The sequence below is a fragment of the Stenotrophomonas aracearum genome, assembly GCF_031834615.1.
Lineage (GTDB): Bacteria > Pseudomonadota > Gammaproteobacteria > Xanthomonadales > Xanthomonadaceae > Stenotrophomonas > Stenotrophomonas aracearum.
In genome coordinates, this window is record NZ_CP115543.1 from 3181953 (window position 1) to 3203855 (window position 21903).

The following is a 21903-nucleotide window of genomic DNA, read 5'->3' on the forward strand; positions in this document are numbered from 1 at the left end:
CGCCGGATGCTGCGTTCCGCCCCCCGGGGCAGGCAGCGCGGGCGCATTGCCGCTACCATCAGCGCCTGCCCGCCAGGTTGCGACCATGCCGTTGAACGTCATCGTGGTGATGGACCCCATCGCCCACATCAAGATCGCCAAGGACACCACCTTCGCCATGCTGCTGGAAGCCCAGCGCCGTGGCCATGCCCTGCACTACGTCAGCCCCGGTGGGCTGGCCCTGCGCGACGGCGTGGCGGTGGCCCGGACCGCGCCGCTGCAGGTGCGCGACGACAAGCATGACTGGTTCACGTTGGGCGAATTCAGCCAGACCACGTTCGGCCCCGGCCAGGTCGTGCTGATGCGCAAGGACCCACCGGTGGATGCCGAATTCATCTACGACACCCAGGTGCTGGGCGTGGCCCAGCAGGCCGGTGCGCTGGTGGTCAACGACCCGCAGGGGCTGCGCGACTTCAACGAGAAGCTGGCCGCGCTGCTGTTCCCGCAGTGCTGCCCGCCGACCCTGGTCAGCCGCCGCCACGCCGACCTGAAGGCGTTCGTGCTCGAACACGGCCAGGCGGTGCTGAAGCCGCTGGACGGCATGGGCGGGCGTTCGATCTTCCGCAGCGGCACCGGCGACGCCAACCTCAATGTGATCCTGGAAACGCTGACCGACGGCGAGCGCAAGCTGGCCCTCGCGCAGAAATTCATTCCCGACATCACCGCCGGCGACAAGCGCATCCTGCTGGTCGACGGCGAGCCGGTGGACTACTGCCTGGCGCGCATTCCGCAGGGCGACGAGTTCCGCGGCAACCTGGCCGCCGGCGGTCGCGGCGAGGGCCGCCCGCTGAGCGAGCGCGACCGCTGGATCGCCGCCCAGGTCGGCCCGGAGATGAAGCGACGGGGCATGCGCTTCGTAGGCCTGGACGTGATCGGCGATTACCTGACCGAGGTGAACGTCACCAGCCCCACCTGCGTGCGCGAGCTGGATGCGCAGTTCGGGCTGAACATCGCCGGCACCCTGTTCGACGCGATCGAGGCCAGCCTGCCGCGATGAGCACGGTGGTCGATCCGATAGTGCCGCTGCAGGCCCGCGAGTCGCAGCGCCTGGGCGCGACCCTGGCGCTGTCGGTGCTGGTGCATGCGCTGCTGATCCTGGGCGTGGGCTTTGCGGTGAGCGACAACGCCGCGCTGGTGCCGACCCTGGACGTGATCTTCAGCCAGACCCAGACCCCGCTGACGCCCAAGCAGGCCGACTTCCTGGCCCAGGCCAACCAGCAGGGCGGCGGCGACCACGACAAGGCGCAGCGCCCACGTGACAACCAGACTGGGATCGTGCCGCAGCCGCAGGCCGGGCTGTCGCCGGTGCCGCAGCAGCGCCAGGACGCCGCGCGTCCCCCGCCGCCGCAGGCGCGGGTGGTAGCCAGCCGCAACAGCCCCGACCAGGTGGCCAAGGCCGAGACCCAACCGCTGCCGGAGAATCCGCAGCCGGACGCGGCGCCCACCGCGCGCGAACAGCGCGATGCGGAAATGGCCCGGCTGGCGGCCGAAGTGCACCTGCGCTCGGCGCAGTACGCCAAGCGCCCGAACCGCAAGTTCGTATCGGCGAGTACGCGTGAATACGCCTACGCCAATTACCTGCGCGCCTGGGTCGACCGCGCCGAGCGCGTGGGCAATCTCAATTACCCCGACGAAGCGCGCCAGCGCCGGCTCGGCGGCCAGGTGGTGATCACCGTGGGCGTACGCCGCGACGGCAGCGTGGAAAGCAGCCGGATCCTGCGCAGCAGCGGCACCCCGCTGCTGGACGAAACCGCGCTGCGCGTGATCCGCCTGGCCCAGCCGTTCCCACCACTGCCCAAGACCGACGATGGGGTGGACATCCTGCAGGTGACGCGCACGTGGGTGTTCCTGCCGGGCGGGGAATTGCGCGACGACCGCTGATCACCCCTGTTTCGCCGCCCGCGCGGCCTGCTGCTCCACGAGGGTCAACGCCACGTTGTTGCGCAGGTAGGCCGGTTCCACCAGCTCCGGCGCCACGCCCTCCCCGCGCTCGAACATCGGCACCGCCAGCGCCAGCAGGTCCGACGCACGCGGCAAGGCCTGCGCATCCACCCCATCCAGCTGGCCAGCCAACCGCGCAGCCAGCACACCGTCGGCCGCACCAAACCCGGTGCCCACGCCATACCAGCGGCTGCCGTCCGGCAATGCCACCGCCTCCGGGGCACACACCCGCTCTTCGCCCTGCAGCTGCCACTGCCCGTCCGCGCGCACCTGCCGCGCCACGTACACCTCGCCCATGCGCGCGTCGATGCTGCTCAGCACGTGCGTCGCCTCGGTCGGCGCCCGCAGCGCCAGCACCTGGAGGGTGGACACTGGCAACAGCGGACGGTCCAGGGCCAGCGCGATGCCCTGCGCGATGGCGATCGCCAGGCGCACACCGGTGAACGCGCCCGGGCCGCGGCCCAGCGCAATCGCGTCCAGCTGCGAACGGGCAATCCCGGCCTCAGCCAGCAGCTGCTCCGCCCACGGCAGGCTCAGTTCGGCGTGCCGGCGCGGAGCGACTTCAAAGCGCTCGCGCACCTGCCCATCCACGTACAGGGCAACGGAACAGGCTTCGGTGGCGGTTTCAAAGGCGAGCAGATTCATGGCAGGTCAGAACAGGGAAGTAGGAAAGTCATCGCCGGCAGGCACGGCTTCGGCAGCCGTCGCTGCCGAGCCGACGACCCATTGTGGCGCAAAGAAGGCCTGCACATCGCCGAGCGCGCGGGTGCGGCGGAACGGCGGCAGCGAATCCAGGAAGGTGCGGCCGTAACTGCGGGTGACCAGGCGCGGGTCGCACAGGACCAGCACGCCGCGATCGGTTTCGCTGCGGATCAGGCGCCCCACCCCCTGCTTGAGCGCGATCACCGCCTGCGGCAACTGTTCGTCGCGGAACGGGTTGCCGCCGTCGCGCCGGATCGCGTCCAGCCGCGCTTCGAACACCGGGTCGTCGGGGGCGGCGAACGGCAGCTTGTCGATCACCACCACGCTGAGCGCGTCGCCGACCACGTCCACGCCTTCGCGGAAACTGGCCGAGCCCAGCAACACGCCGTTGCCGGATTCGCGGAACCGCTGCAGCAGCGTGGCGCGCGGCGCTTCGCCCTGCACGAACAGCGGCCACGGCGCATCGCGCAGCGCTTCGGCCGCTTCGCGCAGCGCGCGGTGCGAGGCGAACAGCAGGAACGCCCGGCCGGCCGACGCCTCCAGCACGGGAGTCAAGGCACGGATCAGCGCCGTGCCGAAGCCACGCGCGGCCGGATCCGGCAGGTCGGTCGGCAGGTAGCACAGCGCCTGTCGCGCCCAGTCGAACGGACTGGGCTGCAGCAGCGTGATCGGATCGTCCAGTCCCAACCGCTGCGCGATATGGTCGAACTGCCCGTCCACGGTCAGCGTCGCCGAGGTGAACACCCACGCCGCCATCGAGCGCTGGCGATGCTCGCGCAGCGGTCCGGACACGTCCATCGGCGTGCGCTGGCAGCGGAAACCGCGCGGGGTGAGTTCGTACCACAGCACTTCGGCCGGCGCCGGCGCGTGCTCGGGGTCGGCTTCGAAATCGAGCATCGGCGCATCGTCGCCCAGCCAGCGCGACAGCCGCGAGACCGCTTCCACCGCGCGCGCATGGCAGGCATCCAGGCCCGGCGAGGCCTCGCGCACGCCGTCCAGCGCATCCCGCAGCCCGACCAGCGCGCTCATCGCCGCGTCGAAACCGTCGCGCACCTGCGGCACCGCCAGCGCGCGCCATTGGGTACCGCGCGACGGCAACCCGTCCATCGCCGCGCGCAGGTCGCGCAGCAGTTGCTCCAGGAGTGCGGCCTGCGCCTGCAGCGTGGCCTGCGCGCCAGCCACGCTGCGGCTTTCAGCCAGGCAGTCGCGCGCCAGTTCCTGCCACGGGCGCATGCCGAAACCTTCGCCGAAGAAGTTGGCGGCCAGCTCGGGCAGCTGGTGCGCTTCGTCGATCACGAACGCCTGCGCCCCCGGCAGGATCTCGCCGAAGCCTTCCTGCTTCAACGCGAGGTCGGCCAGCAGCAGATGGTGGTTGACCACCACCACGTCGGCCGCCTGCGCCCGCTGGCGCGCCTGCACCACGAAGCAGTCCTGCCAGAACGGGCATTCGGTGCCCAGGCAGTTGTCGACGGTGGAGGTGACCATCGGGTACAGCGGCGAATCGTCCGGCAACGCCTCCAGTTCGGCCATGTCGCCATGTTGGGTGCGCCCGGACCAGGCCACGATGCGCTGGAACTGCGCCACTTCCTGCGGCGAGGTAAAGCGCGGCTCACCTCGGGCCTGCTGCAGGCGGTACCGGCACAGGTAATTGGAACGGCCCTTGAGCAGCGCACTGCTGTGCCCGACCCCGAGCGCGGCGCGGACGCGTGGCAGGTCGCGGTGATAGAGCTGGTCCTGCAGCGCGCGGGTGCCGGTGGAGATGATGGTCTTCAGCCCGGACAGCAGCGCCGGCACCAGGTACGCAAACGTCTTGCCGGTGCCGGTCCCGGCCTCGGCCAGCAGCACCTCGCGTTGGTCGAAGGCGTCGGCGATCGCCGTGGTCAGGCGCAGCTGTGCCGGGCGCGCAACGAAGGCATCGAGTTGGCTGGCGAGCGTGCCGCCCTCGCTGAGGGCTTCACTGCTGGCGTGGGCAAGGCGGGACATGGGCACATGATACGGGGTTGCTCAGTACCGCTTGATGCCAGGCACCGTGCAGCCTTCCAGCTGCGCGTGCGCCGACGCTGCATTTTCTTTCTGGCCGCGCGCCAGCTGCGACTGTTCGATGGTGGCCCAGTGCCGGCGGCACAGCGGCCCGGTCTTGGAGCCCAGCGCCACCGACTTGCGGGCCAGCGTTTCGGCGTTGGCCCAGTCGCCCTGCAGCAGGGCGATTTCCGCACGTTCCTGCAGGATCGAAGGGTCGCCTTCGGAAATCTTCAATGCTTCGTCCAGGTCTGCGGCAGCGCCCGCCAGATCGCCGGCCTGGCGCTTGGCCTTGGCCGCCACGCGCAGGTCTTCAACCCCGGCGTCGCGCAGCGGCTGCACGTCCAGTTCCTTCGCGTCATTGCCGGCGGTAGCGTCCACCGCGGCCATTCGCTGGGCGGGCGTGGTGGTATCCACCGGCGGTTTCACCGGCGGCGTGGTCGAGACACAGGCACCCAGTGCCACGCCAAGCGCGAGCACGGAAGCGGTACGGATCACGGTACGGGTCGTTGTCATCGGAGCCTGCCTTGTCATGCACGTCATCGAGCGGGGGAAGTAGCCGCGGGTGCGGCCTGGGCCGGTTCGGCCGGGGCGTCGGGCTTCTTGTCCAGCCCGAACCAGCTGCGCCAACCACCGCCTTCGCTGCCCTCGCCGCCCTCGCCTTCCGGCAACGCGGTCGGGGCCACGCAGGGCGCGTACGCCGGCGCGTAGCCGACCACGAACGGCAACCGGCGCGCGCCGGGACAGGACTCGTCGGTCGAGGCGGTGCCACCCGCTTCCACCGGCTGCCAGTCCAGGCCCTTGTTGCTGACCTTCAACGGCGCGCTGGGCAGGCGGCTGAAGATGCCCGACCACACCCGCATCGCGCCGGTGGCGCCGAACAGCCCGGTCTGCGCGTTCTGGTCGTTGCCCATCCAGACCACGGCCAGGTGGTCGCCGGTGTAGCCGGCATACCAGCTGTCGCGGCCGTCATTGGAGGTACCGGTCTTGCCGGCCGCCTGCAGGCGCGACAAGCCATCGGCATTGAGCCGCTGCGCGGTGCCGCTGGACACCACCTGCTGCAGGCCGATGCTGATCAGGTTGGCGGCGATCGAGTCGCCTTCCTGCGCCGGCGCCGGGGTCTTGTCGTAGCGCTTGAGCAGCTTGCCCTGCGGGTCGAGCACGCCACGCACCGCATGCAGCGGCTGGATCTCGCCGCCCGAGGCCAGGAACTGGTACAGCTGGGCCATCGCATACGGGCTCTGGTCGGTCGACCCCAGGATCACCGCCGGATTGCTCTCGGCCTTCAGCCCGGCCAACACGTGGATCAGCTGGGTGACCCGCTCCGGGCCCACCTGCATGCCCACGCGCACGGTGGCCTGGTTGTAGGAATGGGCGAGCGCGTCGATCAGGCGCACGGTGCCATGGCTGCGGTTGTCCGCGTTGCCCGGGGTCCACTGCTTGCCACGGCTGAGCTGCACGGTGACCGGCGAGTCGTCGACGAAGCTGGCCAGCGAATATTTGTCCGGCTGCGCCAGGGCCAGCAGGTACACGAACGGCTTGAGCAGCGAACCGACCTGGCGCTGCGCCTCGATGGCGCGGTTGAAGCCCGGCTCGGATACATCGCGGCTGCCGACCACGGCCAGCACGTCGCCGTTGTGCACGTCGGTCAGCACCAGGCCGGCCTGCAGCTCGGGGCGACGCTTGTTTTCCAGCGACTTCAGGGTCTTGGTCACCGAACCTTCGGCATAGGCCTGCGCCGACGGCGCCATGCCGGTCATCACGCTCAGCCCGGCGCCCTGCAGCACCGATTCCGGGTAGTCGTGGCCGAGCTGGCGGCGCACCAGGTCGACATAGGCCGGGAAGCGGTTGGCCGCGATCAGGCCCGGGGTCTTGGGCACGCCCAGCGGCGCCTTCAGCGCCCGCTGCAGCTCGGCGTCGTCGATCAGGCCGTTCTCATGCAGCTTGCCGAGCACGAAGTTGCGACGGTCCAGCGCGCGTTCGGGATTGCGTCGCGGGTCGTAGTATGACGGCCCCTTGACCAGCCCGATCAGCAGCGCGATGTGCTCGGTGTTGAGCGAGGACAGGTCGCGGCCGAACCAGAATTCGGCGCCGGAGGACATGCCGTGGATCGCCTGGCTGCCGCGCTGGCCGAGGTAGACCTGGTTGAGGTAAGCCTCGAGGATGGTGCGCTTGTCGTAGCGCGCTTCCATGATCAGCGCGTACAGCACTTCATTGAACTTGCGGGTGACGGTCTGTTCCTTGCCGATCCCGAGCAGGCCGCTGCGCGCCAGCTGCTGGGTCAGGGTGGATGCGCCCTGCCGGCTCTGGCCGCCCGAGCGCACGGTGACCCACACCGCGCGGGCGATGCCGCTCAGGTCGATGCCGTGGTGGCGGTTGAAGTCCTTGTCTTCCACCGCCTGCAGGCCGGTGACCAGCAGTTCGGGCGTTTCTTCCAACCGCACCAGCCGGCGTTCTTCCTGCTTCTGGCCGTACAGGGTGGCGATGCGCGCCGGATCCAGTCGTGCGGCCTTGATCGCCTTGCGGCTGTCGGCGTCGCGCAGCGAGGCGATCTGCCCGCCGGACAGGCTCAGTTCGATCCGGCGCGGTGCCACCTTGCCGTCCACGTCGTTGTAGCCGCGGCTGGAAACGACGAAACGCCCGCCCTCCTGGCTGAACGTGGCCGGCGACTTGCCGGTGCCGTCGTCGCGGTAGGCCGAGGCCGCCAGTTCGGTCTTTAGCGTCTGCGCGTCCATCGCCAGGCCCGGCGCCAGCGCCAGCGGCCGCGCGTACACACGGGTGGGAATCTGCCAGCGCAGCTCACCGAAACGCTGGGTGACCTGGGTGTTCAGGTACACCGTGTAGGGAATCAGGAAGCCCAGCCCCAGCGCCACGGCGGCCATGCCCCAGGTGATCAGGCGGCGGCGCCACAGCGGACCGTGGCTTTCGGTGTCGTCTTCGAACTCGTCGATGTCGTCGGAATCGTAGCGTCGGGGCACGGGCATGCAAGAATGTAAAAGTCCGGCGAGTCTAGCGCAGCCATGGTGGCGCGCGTGTCCCCCGGTTTTCCCCGCTTAGCTGGAGTTGTAACGGGATGTCGACCTCCCTGGCCGATGCACGCTATTTCCTGAACCGTATGATCGGCCTGTTCCGGCGCAGCCTGGCCAGCCTGCGGACACGGGGGTGGCAGGCCACCTGGCAGCGGATCCGGGTGCATACCCGTGCCCTGCCGCCGCTGCAGCGCGAGCCGCTGTACCTGCCTGCCGCCACGCCGTTCGCGCCGTTCGCGGTGCCGTACAGCGTTGAACCGCGGGTCAGCATTGTGATCCCGGTGTACAACCATGTCCCCCATACCTTGGCCTGCCTGCGGGCGCTGGCCGCGCACCCGCCACAGGTGGCCTGCGAGATCCTGGTGGTGGACGACGGCAGCAGCGATGAAACCGTGCAGTGGATGCCCCGGATCGAGGGCCTGCGCTACGAGGTGCGGGCCCACAATGGCGGCTTCATCGAAGCCTGCAACGACGGCGTGGCCCGCTCCAGGGGCGACTTCGTGGTCCTGCTCAACAACGACACGGTGCCGCAGCCGGGCTGGCTGGATGCCCTGCTGGAGACCTTCCAGCGCGTGCCCGACGCGGGGCTGGTGGGCTCGCAGCTGCTGTATCCGGACGGCCGCCTGCAGGAATCGGGCGGCGTGGTGTTCAGCGACGGCAGCGCCTGGAGCTACGGGCGCTTTGAGTCGCCGGAAGATCCGCGCTACAGCGCGCTGCGCGACGTGGACTACTGCTCCGGCGCCGCCGTGATGCTGCCACGCGCCCTGTGGGACGCGCTCGACGGACTGGACACGCGCTACCGCCCGGCCTATTACGAAGACACCGACCTGGCCTTCGCGGTGCGAGCCGCCGGCAAGCGCGTGCTGGTGCAGCCGGCGAGCCGCGTGGTGCATGACGAAGGCACCAGCAACGGGACCGATACCAGCACCGGGATCAAGGCCTACCAGGTACGCAACCGCAGCGTGTTCGCGGCCAAGTGGGCACCGGTGCTGGCCGGCCACCTGGCGCCGGGCAGCGTGCCCGGCCCTGCACTCCTTCATCGCAACCAGCGCCAGGTGCTGATCCTGGACGAACGGGTGCCGCAGCCCGACCGCGATTCCGGCTCGCTGCGCCAGTACAACCTCATCCGCATGCTGCTGGCCGAGGGCCTGCACGTGGTGTTCGTACCGACCCTGCGCGAACACGTCGGCGCGGCCACCGAAGCGCTGCAGGAATTGGGCGTGGAAGTCTGGTACGCGCCGTTCCTGGAAGGCGTGGGCGCCTGGCTGCGCGAACACGGCCCGCGCTTTGCGGTGGTGATGATGGTCCGCCACCACGTCGCCAGCGAATGCCTGCCGCTGCTGCACCGTTACGCGCCGCAAGCGCGCCGCGTGTTCGACACGGTCGACCTGCACTACCTGCGCGAACGCCGCGGCGCGGAACTGGCGGGCGACGCGGCGCTGCTGCGCAACGCCGAGCGCACCCGCACGCGCGAGCTGGCCGTGATGGCCGACAGCGATGTGACGGTGCTGGTCAGCGACGCCGAGCGCGTGCAGCTGCAGGTGGATGCGCCCGATGTGCAGGTGGCGCTGATCTCCAACCTGCATGAGGTGGCCGGTGGCGGTGCCCGCTGGGAACAGCGCCGCGACCTGGTGTTCGTCGGCGGGTTCCGCCACCCGCCGAACGTGGACGCCATGCACTGGTTCATCGGCGAGGTCTTCGCACACATCCGCGCGCAGCTGCCGGATGTCCAGTTCCACTGCATCGGTGCCGACGTACCGCCGGCGCTGCACGCACTGGCCGCCACCCAGCCCGGCGTGCAGATCCACGGCTTCGTGCCGGTGGTCACCCCCTACATGGACGAGGTCCGCATCGCGGTGGCACCGCTGCGCTTCGGTGCCGGCGTCAAGGGCAAGGTCAACCTGAGCATGGCGCACGGCCAGCCGGTGGTGGCCACCACCTGCGCGGTCGAGGGCATGCACCTGCGCGACGGTGAGGACGTGCTGGTGGCCGACGACGCCGAAGCGTTCGCCGCCGCCGTGGTCCGCCTGTACCGCGACGAAGCGCTGTGGCAGCAGTTGTCCTGTGCCGGCCTGCGCAACGTCGCCGACCACTTCTCGCTGGAGGCCGCACGCGAAACGGTGCGGCAGGTCTTCACCCAGGCCCCCAGGTTCCAGGGGTAGGCGCGAAGGGGCGCGGGCGCACGCCCAGCAGCGCGGTCAACGCGGTGTTGTCGGCGACCAGGTCCTGTTCCAGCCGCGACACCGGGCCGCGCGCGCGCGGCACCGTGGCCGCGAGCAGGCGCAACGCCATGCCCGGCAGGTACAGCGGCAACGTGGCGGTGCCGATGCTGGCATGCACGCGCTGGAACATCTGCTGGTAATCCAGGCGTTCGCCCCCGCCGATCTGCAGGGTCTGGCCCGCAGCGGCATCGCCCTGCACGGCCGCCAGCACCGCCTGCGCGATGTCATCGGCATGCACCGGCTGGCGCAGCCCGTGCGCCATTGGAATCGGGAACACCCGGGTGCGGCGGGCGCGCGCCACGATCGGAGTCAGGCTGCGGTCGACGCCGGCGCCATACACCAGGGTCGGGCGCAGGATCGTCCATTGCATGCCCAGGCGGTTGGCCTGCGTCGCCAGGTTCTGCTCGCCCCGCTGCAGCAGCGCCACCAGCGCCTGCTCATCGGGTTGTGCCGAACCCTGCTTGGTCAACACGCTCATCGAACTGGTCACGATGATCTTCGCCGCCGGCGCCACGGCCTGCTTCGCCAACCAGTCGCCCCATGCATCCAGCGGCGCGAAACTGACGATGGCCTGCAGCGGCTGCTCTGGCACCGCCAACGCGCGCATGTCGCCCACCTGCCATTCCACGCCCGGTTGCGCCGGCTGCGCATGCCGGCTCAGCGCGCGCACCGGCACCCCTGCCGCCACAAGGCGCGGCAACAGGAAGCGGCCGATCTGGCTGGTAGCGCCTGAAACAAGAACCGTCATGCCGTATCCACGTTCGAACAAGCGCGCACTATAGCCTCAACGCAGCGCGTCGACGTCGCGCAGCCGCTGTTGCAGGGCCTGGTACTCGGCAGCAGTCGCGGGAATGCCCCAATGTGCGGCCTGCTGCAGCGCCTCCTGCGCGAACTGCACATCGCCGCGACCCAGCCGCTCGCTGCCGATCGCCAGCCAGCGCTGGCCCAGTCGTTGCCGCGCATCGGCCTGGGGACCACTGCGCGACAGCGTCTCCCAGGCGTCCAGGCAGGCCCCTGCCGCCTGCACCCGGTTTTCGCGCAGGCCGTCCTCAACGCACTGCCGGGCGGCCGGCAACAGGCGCACCGCGGCCGCACGCACGCGCCGGTCCCGGGGCGCCAGCGCCTGCATCTCACGCAACGCGTCGTAGGCGCTGCGCCCGGGCGGGGTGAGGATGTCGCCTCGGGCCTGGGCGTCGTCGAACCGCTCCAGCAGTTCCCCCAGTGCCGGTTCGATCGACCCCGCCGGGCCCGCAGGCGCGGTCAATGCACGCTCGGCCACGCGCGCCTGCGTCATCGATCGTTTCGCAGCGGCCAGCTGGCGCTCGGTCGCGCCCAGCGCACGCGCCGACTGCAGCGCCTGTCCGGCCAGATCGAAGCGGAAATCGGCCGCCTCGCGCGCGGTGGTGACCAGCAGTCCTTCAATCGCTGCCTGCCGTCCCTGCTGTGCGCCGACGTCGTCCGGGCGCGCGGCAAGCACGGTCTGGAAGGATTCGCCGGCGGCATCCCAGCGCTTGCGCCGCAACAGGCGCCGGCCTTCATCCAGGCGCTTTTCAAGCGCGGCATTGAGCGCCGCCTCGCTGGCCGGCAGGTCCACATGGCCCGGGTCGAAGCCGCGGGCGCTGCGCACGCGGCTGGCGGCGGCGACCACGTCGCCCTTCGCAGCTGCGGTGCGCGCCTGCTGCAGCAGGTCCGACAACGCATCCTCGCGCCCTTCCAGTGCACGCAGGTTGTTGGGCGCGCGCTCGAGGACCTGCTGGTACAGCGGCAGCGCACTGTCGTCGCTGCCGTCCAGGCGTTGCGCCTGCAATGCCGATTCGGCGCGTCCGAGCAGCGCGCCGATACCTGCACCGTTGTTTTCATGGTCGCGCAGCCGGCGTGCCACTGCGTCGGCATCGCGCTGCGGCACCTGCAGCTCGCGCGCCAGCGCAAGCGCCCGCTCCGCCGCTGCGGTATCGCCGGCGTCCAGCGCCGCGGCGGCCTGCTGCAACGCCGCCCGGCCGGTCCGGGCCAGGCCGGTACGCGCCTGCGGCCGGTCGCTGTCCAGCGCGAGTGCGGCCTGGTACCACTCGCGTGCGCCGGTGCCATCGGGCGCGCTCAGGCGTCCTGCGGCGAGCGCCCGGTCGCCGCGGTCGAGCAGCTGCTCCACCTGCGGCTCGTTCCAGAACCAGTTGGCCAGCGGACGGCCGAAGGCCACCAGCAGCACGAACACTGCTACGGCAACCAACAGCGCCCAGCGCCAGATGCGTCCTGCATGCCGGGCCTGCCAACGGCCTTCGCTTCGCACGCGTCGCAGGGCGGCATGCGCGGCATCTTCATGGGCGGGGCGGCGGCTCATTCCGTGAGCGTAGCGCGGGTCACGTGAGCTCAGCCCAGACGCCGCGCGTCGCTGACCCCGGGCAAGGCATCCAGCTTTCCGAGCAGGTTCGACAGCTGCCCGTAATCGCTCACCTTGAGCCGCAGGCGCAGGTGCGCGCGACCGCTGTTGCGGACGTTGTCGCTGTGGATGTCCAGCACGTACGCATCTTCCTGCGCGATCAGGTTGGTGATGTCCTTGAGCAGCCAGCGCCGGTCAACCGCGTCGACCACCACGTCGACCTCGTAACCTCCGCCGGCCTGGCCCCATTCCACCGGCAGGATGCGCTGCGGGCTGGTCGCCGACAGGCGTGCCAGCGCGGCGCAGTCGGTGCGGTGCACGGTCACGCCACGGGTGCGGGTGAGGTAACCGACGATGGGTTCGCCGGCCACCGGCTGGCAGCAGCGTGCCAGCTGCACCAGCAGGTTGCCCACGCCCTGCACGGTGAACTTGGACGTGCCCAGGCTGTCGCGGCGTGCGGTCGGCCGTGGCAGCACCGGCGCGGCCGGCTGGGTGGCGGCGCGTTCGGCCTCCAGCAGCGCGCGGCTGACCTGGTGCGGGCCGGTGTCGCCGAGTGCCACCTGGATGTACAGGTCGTCCACGCTGTCGGCGTGGAACTTGCGCGTGGCGATGGACAGGTCGGCCTGCTGCAGCCCGAGCCGCTTCAGTTCGCGGTCGAGCAGGTCGCGCCCGGCCTGCACGTTGCGCGCGCGGTCGAGCTTGTGGAACCAGCCACGCACCTTTTCGCGCGAACGGTTGCTGGCCAGGTAGCCGTTGGAGGCCAGCAGCCAGTCGCGGCGCGGGTCGGCCTCCTTGCCAGTGAGGATCTCCACCCGGTCGCCACTACGCAGCCGGTAGGTCAGCGGCACGATGCGGCCGTTGACCTTGGCGCCACGGCAGCGGTGCCCGACCATGGTGTGTACGTGGTAGGCGAAATCCAGCGGCGTGGCACCCTGCGGCAGGTCCATCACCTCGTCCTTCGGACTGAGCGCGTAGACCCGGTCTTCGGTCAGCTCGGCATCCAGTGCACCGGCCAGTTCACCGCTATTGCCTTCCTGCGACTGCTCCAGCAGCTGCCGCATCCAGGTGATCTTGCGGTCGAAGGCCTTCTCCGCGCCTTTGCTGCCTTCCTTGTAGCGCCAGTGCGCGGCCACGCCGAGCTCGGCCTGCGCGTGCATGTCGTGGCTGCGGATCTGTACTTCGATGGTGCGCCCTTCCGGGCCGACCACGGCGGTGTGCAGCGAACGGTAGTCGTTGGCCTTGGGCCGGGCGATGTAATCGTCGAACTCGCTGGGCACCGGCGCCCACAGCGAATGCACCACGCCCAGCGCGGCGTAGCAGGCCGCCACGTCCTTGACCATCACCCGCACCGCGCGGATGTCGTACAGCTGTTCGTAGGCCAGCCGCTTCTTCTGCATCTTCCGCCAGATGCTGTAGATGTGCTTTGGACGCCCACTGACCTCGGCCTCGATGCCCTGCGCGAGCAGCTCCCGCGACAGCACCTTCTTGACGTGCTCGACATAGCGCTCGCGCGCCAGCCGGGTTTCGTCGACTTCGCGCGCGATGCGGCGATAGGTCTCCGGCTCCAGGTGGCGGAACGCCAGGTCTTCCAGCTCCCACTTCAGCTGCCAGATGCCCAGCCGGTTGGCCAGCGGCGCATGGATGTCGCGGGTCAGCTGGGCCAGCGCGCGGCGCTCTTCCTCGGGCAGGCGGTCGGCCGCGCGCATCCGCGCCAGCTGCCGGGCCAGCAGGATCGGCACCACCCGCAGGTCGTGGATGATCGAGAGCAGCAGCCGGCGCAGACCTTCGCTGTTGCGCCCGGCGTCCCGCCCGGCATGCAGTGCCCAGACCTGGTCGGCCGCATCCAGGCCGTCCAGCAGCCCGACCACCGCCGCCTTGTGGCTCCCCAGTGGCAACCCCTCCAGCCCGGCGCGCAGCCACGGCAGGTCGAACAGCAGCGCCGCCAGCAGCGCGCTGTCGTCGGCCGAGAGCAGGGCCAGTGCGTCCAGGGTGTCGGCCAGCACCGGCCACGCTGCGGCTTGGGTGTGGTCGGCGTCGTCAGCCTGCCAGCGCTGCAGCAGCGCGTCGCGCAGCATGGCGGGCAGCGCGGCGGCCGAGGGGCGGTTCAACAGGCCATCCAGGCCGGGGACGGAAGCGCGGTTCACAGCATCATGCAGGAAAGACAGAGAGCCCTACACTAGCGCTGCTATCGTTGGCGGACAATCACAAGCGTTGCCCGTACCTGTCACCGTTCAATTCCTGGAGAGCTGCCATGCGTTTTACCCGTCTGAGGTTGTTGGCCTGTGCGGCCGTCCTGCTCGGCCTTTCCGGGCACGCGCTCGCCCAGCGCGTGGTCGGCGGCGACCTGCAGCAGCAGATGTCGCCGGCGGAGTTCAAGGCGGCCGGCCTGGACAAGCTGAGTCCGACCGAACTGGCCGCGCTCAACGGCTGGCTGCAGGGCAAGGTTGCGGCGGTCACCGCCGACGTGCGTGAACAGGTCCGCGAGCAGGTGCGCGAAGAGGCCCGCGAGGAAGGCCGCCAGGAGGTGATCGTGAAGAACCGCGGGTTCTTCGACTTCGGCAGCAAGGAGCCGATCACCAGCACGCTGCAGGGCGATTTCCGCGGCTTCGGCAAGGGCTACCGCTTCGTGCTGGCCAATGGCCAGGAGTGGGAACAGACCGACACCACCCAGCGCGCCGGGTCGCGCAAGCCCACGCCGGCAGTGACCATTTCGCCCGGCATGGTGGGGGTGTGGTACATGCAGGTCGAAGGCGTCAACCTGCGCGCCAAGGTGCAGCGGGTGAAGTGAAACCTGCCACCCCGCGCCACGCCGGCGCGGGGTAGCTGTTGCCGTTACGCCTGGCGCAGCGCCGCCACGCGCTGGGCCAGTTTCTTGGCGGAAATGCCGGTCTTCGCGCCGAGCTCCTGCGCGAACAACGACACGCGCAACTCTTCCAGGTCCCAACGCAGGGCCTGCCACTGCGGGCGCTCGCGCAGCCCACGTGCCTGCGCCTCGTCCAGCGCGTCCAGGAACGGCCGCAGCTCCAGCATCCGCGCCTGGTCGCGCGGCGGATCGCGCTTGGCACGTTCGCTGCGCAGGATCATCGCGCGCAGGTAGCGCGGGTACTGGGCCAGCGCATCGGCCGGGGTGTCGCGCAGGAATCCGGGATGGACCAGCGCGGCGAGCTGCTGCTCCAGGTCGTCCAGGTTGCCACGCGCCCAGCCCATCAACGGCGCTTCCAGCAGTGGCTTGAGTTCGGCCACATGGGCCAGGATGTTCTCGGCCAGCTTCAACCGCGCCATCGCCTCGCCGAACAGTTCGCGGCCGGCGGCGTCGCGCCGTTTGGCGAACGCACCCGGATCGCGGATCTCGCCCAGGCCCTCGGCCAGCACGGCATTCATCGCTGCATCGACCAGGTCGCCGCGCAGGCGTTCCTGCGATTCGATCGCCGCATACAGCAGCCCGGTCTTGGGCGGCACCGGCAGCTGCTTGCGCGCCTGCTTGGCCTTGTCGGCCAGCGCGATCTCCAGCAGGCGGCGCACGCCGCGCGGATGCTGTTCCAGCGCTTCATTGCGGTCGGCGAAGATCCGCAGCGAGGCGGTCTCGCCCGCATCGACCAGGGCCGGATAGGCCGGCACGCCGGCTTCACCGGGCACCTGCAACGGGATCGCGGCGGCCGGGAACTCGCGCAGCCCTTCGGCGGCGAGTGCGCGCCCGGCGCGCTGCGCGAACGCATCGCCGGCCTGCTCGCCGAAGCGCGCGCGCAGCGCATCCAGATCGCGGGACGCGGCCAGCAGCGTGCCCTGCGCATCGTGCAGGCGCAGGTTCATGCGCAGGTGCGCGTCCAGCGCGGTTTCGTCGAAGTCCAGCGCACTCACCTGCGCGCCGGTGGCGCGCGACAGGAAGCGCGCCAGCTCACCACGCAGGTCGTCCGCGGTCGGCGCCGGGAACGCCTCGGCGAAGGCACGGCCGAAGTCCGGCGCCGGCACGTAGTTGCGCCGCATCGCCTTGGGCAGGCTGCGGATCAGCGCCGAGGCCTTGTCGGCCACGAAGCCCGGCGCCAGCCACGAGAGCCGTGCCGGGTCCAGCGCGTTGAGCAGGTGCAGCGGCACGTCCAAGCTGACGCCGTCGTCCTCGCTGCCCGGCTCGAAGCGGTAATGCAGCGCCAGCCGCGCGTCGCCCAGCGGCAGGTACTTCGGATACCGCTCGGCATCGCTGCCCTCGCCGGGCAGCAGATCGCCCAGCGACCAGGCCAGCGCGCGCCGTTTTTCCGGGGCCAGGCCTTTCCACCATGCATCCAGGCCGGTGGCCGAGTGGATCTCGGCCGGAATCCGGTCCAGGTACCAGCGGGCCTGCCAGTCCTCGTCGGCGACGATACCGGCGCGGCGCAGCTTGGCCTCTTCCTCGCGCGCCTGTTCCAGCACCTTCAGGTTGTCGGCGATGACGCTGGCGCGGGTGTTGATCTCACCGCTCACCAGCGCCTGGCGCACGAAGATGTCGTGCGCTTCGCCCGGGGCGATGCGGCCGTAATGCACCGGCTTCTTCGGGGCGAGCACCAGCCCGAACAGGCTGATCTGTTCCGAGGCCAGCACCTGGCCCTGCGCGCGCGACCAGTGCGGGTCGAAATGCTTGCGCAGCAGCAGGTGCGGCAGTTCGGCAATGACCCAGTCCGGCTCGATCGCGGCGTTGGTCAGGCCCCACACCTTCTGCGTGTCCAGCAGGGTCGCGGCCAGCAGCCACGGCGGCGGGCGCTTGGCCATCACCGAGCCCGGGAACGGCAGGAAACGTCGCTGGCGCGGGGCCAGGAAATCGCCCTTGTCGCTGCGGTGGCCGACCTGGGTGGGCAGGCCGGCGATCAACGCGCGGTGCAGCGTCTGGTAGGCGTTGGCGCGCACGCGTTCGCTGAAACCGGAACGGGCATCTTCGGCCGGTGCTGGCGCAGCGGCGGGCGCAGCGACGGGCGGCGTTTCACTCTTGCCCTCACGAGCCAGCCGCGCGGCGCGGTGCTGCTGGCCCCGGGTGGCCTTGGCCTTGGCCGCGTCATCGCGTACCGGCGCCGGCGCCGACGAACCGGCCAGCAGCGGCGCCATCGCGCTCTCCACCGGCTCTTCGTTCCAGCCCAGTTCCTCGCACAGCACGCGCAGCTGGCGGTGCAGCTCGCGCCATTCGCGCATGCGCAGGAAGCCGAGGAAATGGCGCTCGCACCAGCCGCGCAGCTTGGACTGGGTGAGGTCTTCGTGGGCCTGGCGATAGCCTTCCCACAGGCGCAGCACGCCGACGAATTCAGAGCGCCCGTCGGCGAACAGCGCATGCGCGTTGTCGGCGGCGGCGCGGGCCTCGGGCGGCCGCTCGCGCGGGTCCTGGATACCCAGGAACGAGGCGATCACCAGCATCGGCCGCAGGCAGCCCTGCGCCTGCGCGGCCACCAGCATGCGGGCCAGCTTGACGTCCACCGGCAGCCGCGCCATCTGCCGCCCGATCGGGGTCAGCCGGCGCTCGGCATCCACCGCGCCCAGTTCGCCGAGCTGCTGCCAGCCGTCGGCGATGGCGCGCTCATCCGGCGCCTCCAGGAACGGGAAATCCTCGATCCGGCCCAGGCCCAGCTGCAGCATGCGCAGGATCACCCCGGACAGGCTGGAGCGGCGGATTTCCGGGTCGGTGAATTCGGCGCGCGACTGGAAATCGGCTTCCGAGTACAGGCGGTAACAGATACCTTCTGACACGCGCCCGCATCGGCCCTTGCGCTGGTTGGCGCTGGCCTGCGAAATCTCCTCGATGTGCAGGCGGTCCAGCTTCTGGCGCGGGCTGTAGCGCTTGACCCGGGCCAGCCCGGGGTCGATCACGTAGCGGATGCGCGGCACCGTGAGCGAGGTCTCGGCCACGTTGGTGGCCAGCACGATGCGGCGCTTGCTGCCCGGGTTGAACACCAGGTCCTGGTCTTTCACCGACAACCGCGCATACAGCGGCAGCACGTCGGTTTCGCGGTACTTGCGTCGCTCCAGCGCCTGGTGCGCATCGCGGATCTCGCGCTCGCCCGGGAAGAACAGCAGGATGTCGCCGCGCGGGTCGCTGCGGGTGATCTCGTCCACTGCGGCCACCACCGCATCGTTGACCGTGCGTTCGCCGTCGCGGCCGCCGTCCGCATCACCGCCGCCCTCGCCTTCCAGCGGGCGGTAGCGCACTTCCACCGGGAAGGTGCGGCCTTCCACGCTGATCACCGGCGCATCGTCGAAATGCTGGGCGAAGCGCGAAGTGTCGATGGTCGCCGAGGTGACGATCAGCTTGAGGTCCGGGCGCTTGCGCAGCAGCTGCTTGAGGTAGCCCAGCAGGAAGTCGATGTTGAGGCTGCGTTCGTGCGCTTCGTCGACGATCAGCGTGTCGTACTGCGACAACCAGCGGTCGCTGCTGATTTCTGCCAGCAGGATGCCGTCGGTCATGAACTTGATGCGGGTGTCATCGCCGACCCGGTCGGTGAAGCGCACCTGGTAGCCGACGGTGGTACCCAGCTCGGAATGCAGTTCCTGCGCCACGCGCGTGGCTACCGCACGTGCGGCAATCCGTCGCGGCTGGGTGCAGCCGATCATGCCGGCCACGCCGCGCCCGGCGGCCAGGCACAGCTTGGGCAGCTGGGTGGTCTTGCCCGAGCCCGTTTCGCCGGCGATCACCACCACCTGGTGGTCGCGGATCAGCGCGGTGATGCGCTCGGCTTCACGCGCAATCGGCAGGCTGTCGTCCAGAGTGATCGATGGCAGGTTCTGCGCCCGCGCCTGGCGCCGCTGTACCGAGGCCTGCAGCGCCTGTTCGAAGGCCGCCGCAACGCCCGCATCGGCCGGCTTGGCGCGCAAGCGCGAGAGCAGGCCGAGCAGACGACCGCGGTCCCGGCTCATGGCCCCGTCAATGGCGGCCTGCTGCGAAGAGAAGGACGAAGCGGCAGGTTGTTTGATAGCTGTCATCAATCGAATCGTTTAATACGTATGAGTACTACTGAAGGTTAGTCTGATCTATTGTGAAGACCATCCACTCCACGAAGAGGAACTCCCCCATGGCGAAGACCAAGTCCCCGGCCAAGCCCAAGGCCACCAAACAGAAGCTGGCTGCCTCGGCCGCGTCCCTGCCGGCGGCGCCCTCGGCCCCGAACATCGATATCGGGATCAAGGTGGGCGATCGCAAGAAGATTGCCGACGGGCTGGCGGCCTTCCAGGCGGACGCGTTCACGCTCTACCTGAAGACCCACAATTTCCATTGGAACGTGACCGGCTCGATGTTCAACTCGCTGCATGTCATGTTCGAAACCCAGTACACCGAGCAGTGGGCGGCCCTGGACGACGTGGCCGAGCGCATCCGCGCCCTGGGCTTCAACGCCCCCGGCTCGTACCGCGAGTTCGCCGCCCTGACCTCGATCGCCGAGGAACCGGGCCTGACCAACAGCGCCGACTGGCGTGAAATGGTACGCCAGTTGGTGGTTGCCAACGAGGCCGTGTGCCGGACCGCCCGCAAGGTGCTGGACGTGGCCGACGACGCCGACGACGCCCCGACCGAAGACCTGATGACCCAGCGCCTGCAGACCCACGAGAAGTACGCCTGGATGTTGCGCTCCCTGCTGGCCTGATCGGCCCCCTGGTAGTGCCGGCCGCTGGCCGGCTCCACGCGGTGCCCGGCATCGCCTGGAGCCGGCCGGCGGCCGGCACTACGGGGTCCCCCGCACCGCCTCGCGGTGATTTCCTACGGGATCGGTGGCCTCGGCGCGCTAAACTAGCGCGATGTCTTCCCGCCCCGCGCACGAACTGCTGCACCGCATCTTTGGCTACGACGATTTCCGCGGTCCGCAGCAGGCGATCGTCGAGCATGTCGCGGCCGGTAACGACGCGCTTGTCCTGATGCCCACCGGCGGCGGCAAGTCGCTGTGCTACCAGGTCCCTTCCCTGCTGCGCGACGGCACCGGCATCGTCATTTCGCCGCTGATCGCGCTGATGCAGGACCAGGTCGAAGCCCTGCGCCAGCTCGGCGTGCGTGCCGAGTACCTGAATTCGACCCTGGACGCCGAAACCGCCGCCCGGGTCGAGCGCGAACTGGCCGCCGGGGAACTGGAACTGCTGTACGTCGCGCCCGAGCGGCTGCTGACCGGCCGCTTCCTGTCGCTGCTGGCGCGCAGCCGGATCGCCCTGTTCGCGATCGACGAAGCGCATTGCGTCTCGCAGTGGGGCCACGATTTCCGCCCCGAATACCGCCAGCTCACCGTGCTCCACGAGCGTTGGCCGGACGTGCCGCGCATCGCGCTGACCGCCACCGCCGACCCGCCGACCCAGCGTGAAATCGCCGAACGACTGGACCTGACCAACGCCCAGCACTTCGTCAGCTCGTTCGACCGTCCCAACATCCGCTACACCGTGGTCCAGAAGGACAACGCCAAGCGCCAGCTGCTGGACTTCCTGCGTGGGCACCGCGACGAAGCCGGCATCGTGTACTGCATGTCGCGGCGCAAGGTCGAGGAAACCGCTGAATTCCTCTGCAAAGAGGGCATGAACGCCCTGCCCTACCACGCAGGGCTGCCGGCCGAGGTGCGCGCCGCCAACCAGCGCCGCTTCCTGCGCGAGGACGGCATCGTCATGTGCGCCACCATCGCCTTCGGCATGGGCATCGACAAGCCCGACGTGCGCTTCGTCGCCCACACCGACCTGCCCAAGTCGATGGAAGGCTACTACCAGGAAACCGGCCGCGCCGGCCGCGACGGTGAGCCGGCCGAGGCCTGGCTCTGCTACGGGCTGGGCGACGTGGTGCTGCTCAAGCAGATGATCGAGCAGTCCGAGGCCGGCGAAGAGCGCAAGGCGCTGGAACGCTCCAAGCTCGACCACCTGCTGGGCTACTGCGAATCCATGCAGTGCCGGCGCCAGGTACTGCTGGCCGGGTTCGGTGAAACCTACCCGCAGCCCTGCGGCAACTGCGACAACTGCCTGCAGCCACCGGACGCCTGGGATGCCAGCGTGGCCGCGCAGAAGGCACTGAGCTGCGTCTACCGCAGCGGCCAGCGCTTCGGCGTGGGCCACCTGATCGACATCCTGCGCGGCGGCGAGAACGACAAGATCCGCCAGTTCGGGCATACCGAACTGAGCACCTACGGCATCGGCAAGGACCTCGATTCGCGCACCTGGCGCAGTGTGTTCCGCCAGCTGGTCGCGGCCGGCCTGCTGGAAGTGGACAGCGACGCCTACGGCGGCCTGCGCCTGACCAACGGCAGCCGCCAGGTGCTGAAGGGGCAGCGCAAGGTGATGATGCGCCGCGAAAGCCCCAAGACCCGCGAGCGCGAGCGCAGCGGCCAGCGCACCGGGCTGTCCGTGCTGCCGCAGGACCTGGCCCTGTTCAACGCACTGCGCGGACTGCGCGCCGAGCTGGCCCGCGAGCAGAACGTGCCGGCCTTCGTGATCTTCCACGACAGCACCCTGCGCAACATCGCCGAACAACGCCCCACCAGCATCGACGCGCTGGGCCGGGTCGGCGGCATCGGCGGCACCAAGCTGTCCCGTTACGGCGAGCGGCTGGTCGAAATCGTCCGCGAAGAAGGCTGATGCCTCTGCGCCCTCCCAGACCCACGTCCAGACT

14 protein-coding genes are annotated in these 21903 nt (G+C 70.0%); 6 read left to right on the forward strand and 8 right to left on the reverse strand.

Annotation, left to right across the window (positions count from 1 at the left end):
- Positions 1 to 85 precede the first annotated feature (85 nt).
- Both gshB and PDM28_RS14475 read left to right on the forward strand, forming a co-directional pair.
- Complete coding sequence (gene gshB, locus PDM28_RS14470) at positions 86 to 1036, forward strand: glutathione synthase (protein ID WP_311182565.1); 951 nt, start codon at positions 86 to 88, stop codon at positions 1034 to 1036.
- A gap of 5 nt (positions 1037 to 1041) precedes the next feature.
- Complete coding sequence (locus PDM28_RS14475; RefSeq protein WP_311182566.1) at positions 1042 to 1920, forward strand: energy transducer TonB family protein; 879 nt, start codon at positions 1042 to 1044, stop codon at positions 1918 to 1920.
- Here the strand turns inward: PDM28_RS14475 and tsaB are convergent, their stop codons facing one another.
- Genes tsaB through mrcB form a run of 4 tightly spaced genes read right to left on the reverse strand, consistent with a single transcriptional unit; the run spans position 1921 to position 7679 of the window.
- Positions 1921 to 2625 (reverse strand): tRNA (adenosine(37)-N6)-threonylcarbamoyltransferase complex dimerization subunit type 1 TsaB, encoded by a 705-nt coding sequence (tsaB, locus tag PDM28_RS14480; protein WP_311182567.1) that lies wholly within the window; start codon positions 2623 to 2625, stop codon positions 1921 to 1923.
- Positions 2626 to 2631: 6 nt separating this feature from the next.
- On the reverse strand, positions 2632 to 4665 hold the full coding sequence (gene yoaA / locus PDM28_RS14485) for a DNA repair helicase YoaA (protein WP_102945344.1): 2034 nt from the start codon (positions 4663 to 4665) through the stop codon (positions 2632 to 2634).
- 21 nt (positions 4666 to 4686) lie between these two features.
- Entirely contained in the window at positions 4687 to 5217 is a 531-nt protein-coding gene (locus PDM28_RS14490) for a hypothetical protein (protein ID WP_102945343.1), read from the reverse strand.
- 23 nt (positions 5218 to 5240) lie between these two features.
- Positions 5241 to 7679, reverse strand: a complete 2439-nt coding sequence (gene mrcB, locus PDM28_RS14495) for a penicillin-binding protein 1B (RefSeq protein ID WP_311184702.1) — start codon at positions 7677 to 7679, stop codon at positions 5241 to 5243.
- A gap of 95 nt (positions 7680 to 7774) precedes the next feature.
- On the opposite strand from mrcB, the gene PDM28_RS14500 reads away from it, so the two are divergent.
- Positions 7775 to 9892: a glycosyltransferase gene (locus PDM28_RS14500; protein WP_311182568.1), complete on the forward strand. Its 2118-nt coding sequence runs from the start codon at positions 7775 to 7777 to the stop codon at positions 9890 to 9892.
- Here PDM28_RS14500 and PDM28_RS14505 read toward each other — a convergent pair.
- Genes PDM28_RS14505 through PDM28_RS14515 form a run of 3 tightly spaced genes read right to left on the reverse strand, consistent with a single transcriptional unit; the run spans position 9864 to position 14470 of the window.
- Positions 9864 to 10700 carry an SDR family oxidoreductase gene (locus PDM28_RS14505; protein ID WP_311182569.1) on the reverse strand — a complete coding sequence of 279 codons (837 nt, stop codon included), beginning with the start codon at positions 10698 to 10700 and terminating at the stop codon, positions 9864 to 9866. The genes PDM28_RS14500 and PDM28_RS14505 overlap by 29 nt on opposite strands.
- Before the next feature lie 36 nt (positions 10701 to 10736).
- On the reverse strand, positions 10737 to 12287 hold the full coding sequence (locus PDM28_RS14510) for a hypothetical protein (protein ID WP_311182570.1): 1551 nt from the start codon (positions 12285 to 12287) through the stop codon (positions 10737 to 10739).
- A gap of 29 nt (positions 12288 to 12316) precedes the next feature.
- Complete coding sequence (locus tag PDM28_RS14515; RefSeq protein ID WP_311182572.1) at positions 12317 to 14470, reverse strand: RelA/SpoT family protein; 2154 nt, start codon at positions 14468 to 14470, stop codon at positions 12317 to 12319.
- 107 nt (positions 14471 to 14577) lie between these two features.
- Between PDM28_RS14515 and PDM28_RS14520 the strand changes: the two genes are divergently transcribed.
- Complete coding sequence (locus PDM28_RS14520; protein ID WP_102945339.1) at positions 14578 to 15114, forward strand: hypothetical protein; 537 nt, start codon at positions 14578 to 14580, stop codon at positions 15112 to 15114.
- A 44-nt stretch (positions 15115 to 15158) separates the two neighbouring features.
- Here the strand turns inward: PDM28_RS14520 and hrpA are convergent, their stop codons facing one another.
- Positions 15159 to 19259 (reverse strand): ATP-dependent RNA helicase HrpA, encoded by a 4101-nt coding sequence (hrpA, locus tag PDM28_RS14525; RefSeq protein ID WP_311182575.1) that lies wholly within the window; start codon positions 19257 to 19259, stop codon positions 15159 to 15161.
- Between the two features lie 89 nt (positions 19260 to 19348).
- On the opposite strand from hrpA, the gene PDM28_RS14530 reads away from it, so the two are divergent.
- Together PDM28_RS14530 and recQ are read left to right on the forward strand one after the other, a co-directional pair.
- Positions 19349 to 19915 carry a Dps family protein gene (locus PDM28_RS14530; RefSeq protein WP_102945337.1) on the forward strand — a complete coding sequence of 189 codons (567 nt, stop codon included), beginning with the start codon at positions 19349 to 19351 and terminating at the stop codon, positions 19913 to 19915.
- Positions 19916 to 20066: 151 nt separating this feature from the next.
- Positions 20067 to 21869, forward strand: a complete 1803-nt coding sequence (gene recQ / locus PDM28_RS14535; RefSeq protein ID WP_311182576.1) for a DNA helicase RecQ — start codon at positions 20067 to 20069, stop codon at positions 21867 to 21869.
- Positions 21870 to 21903: the final 34 nt, after the last annotated feature.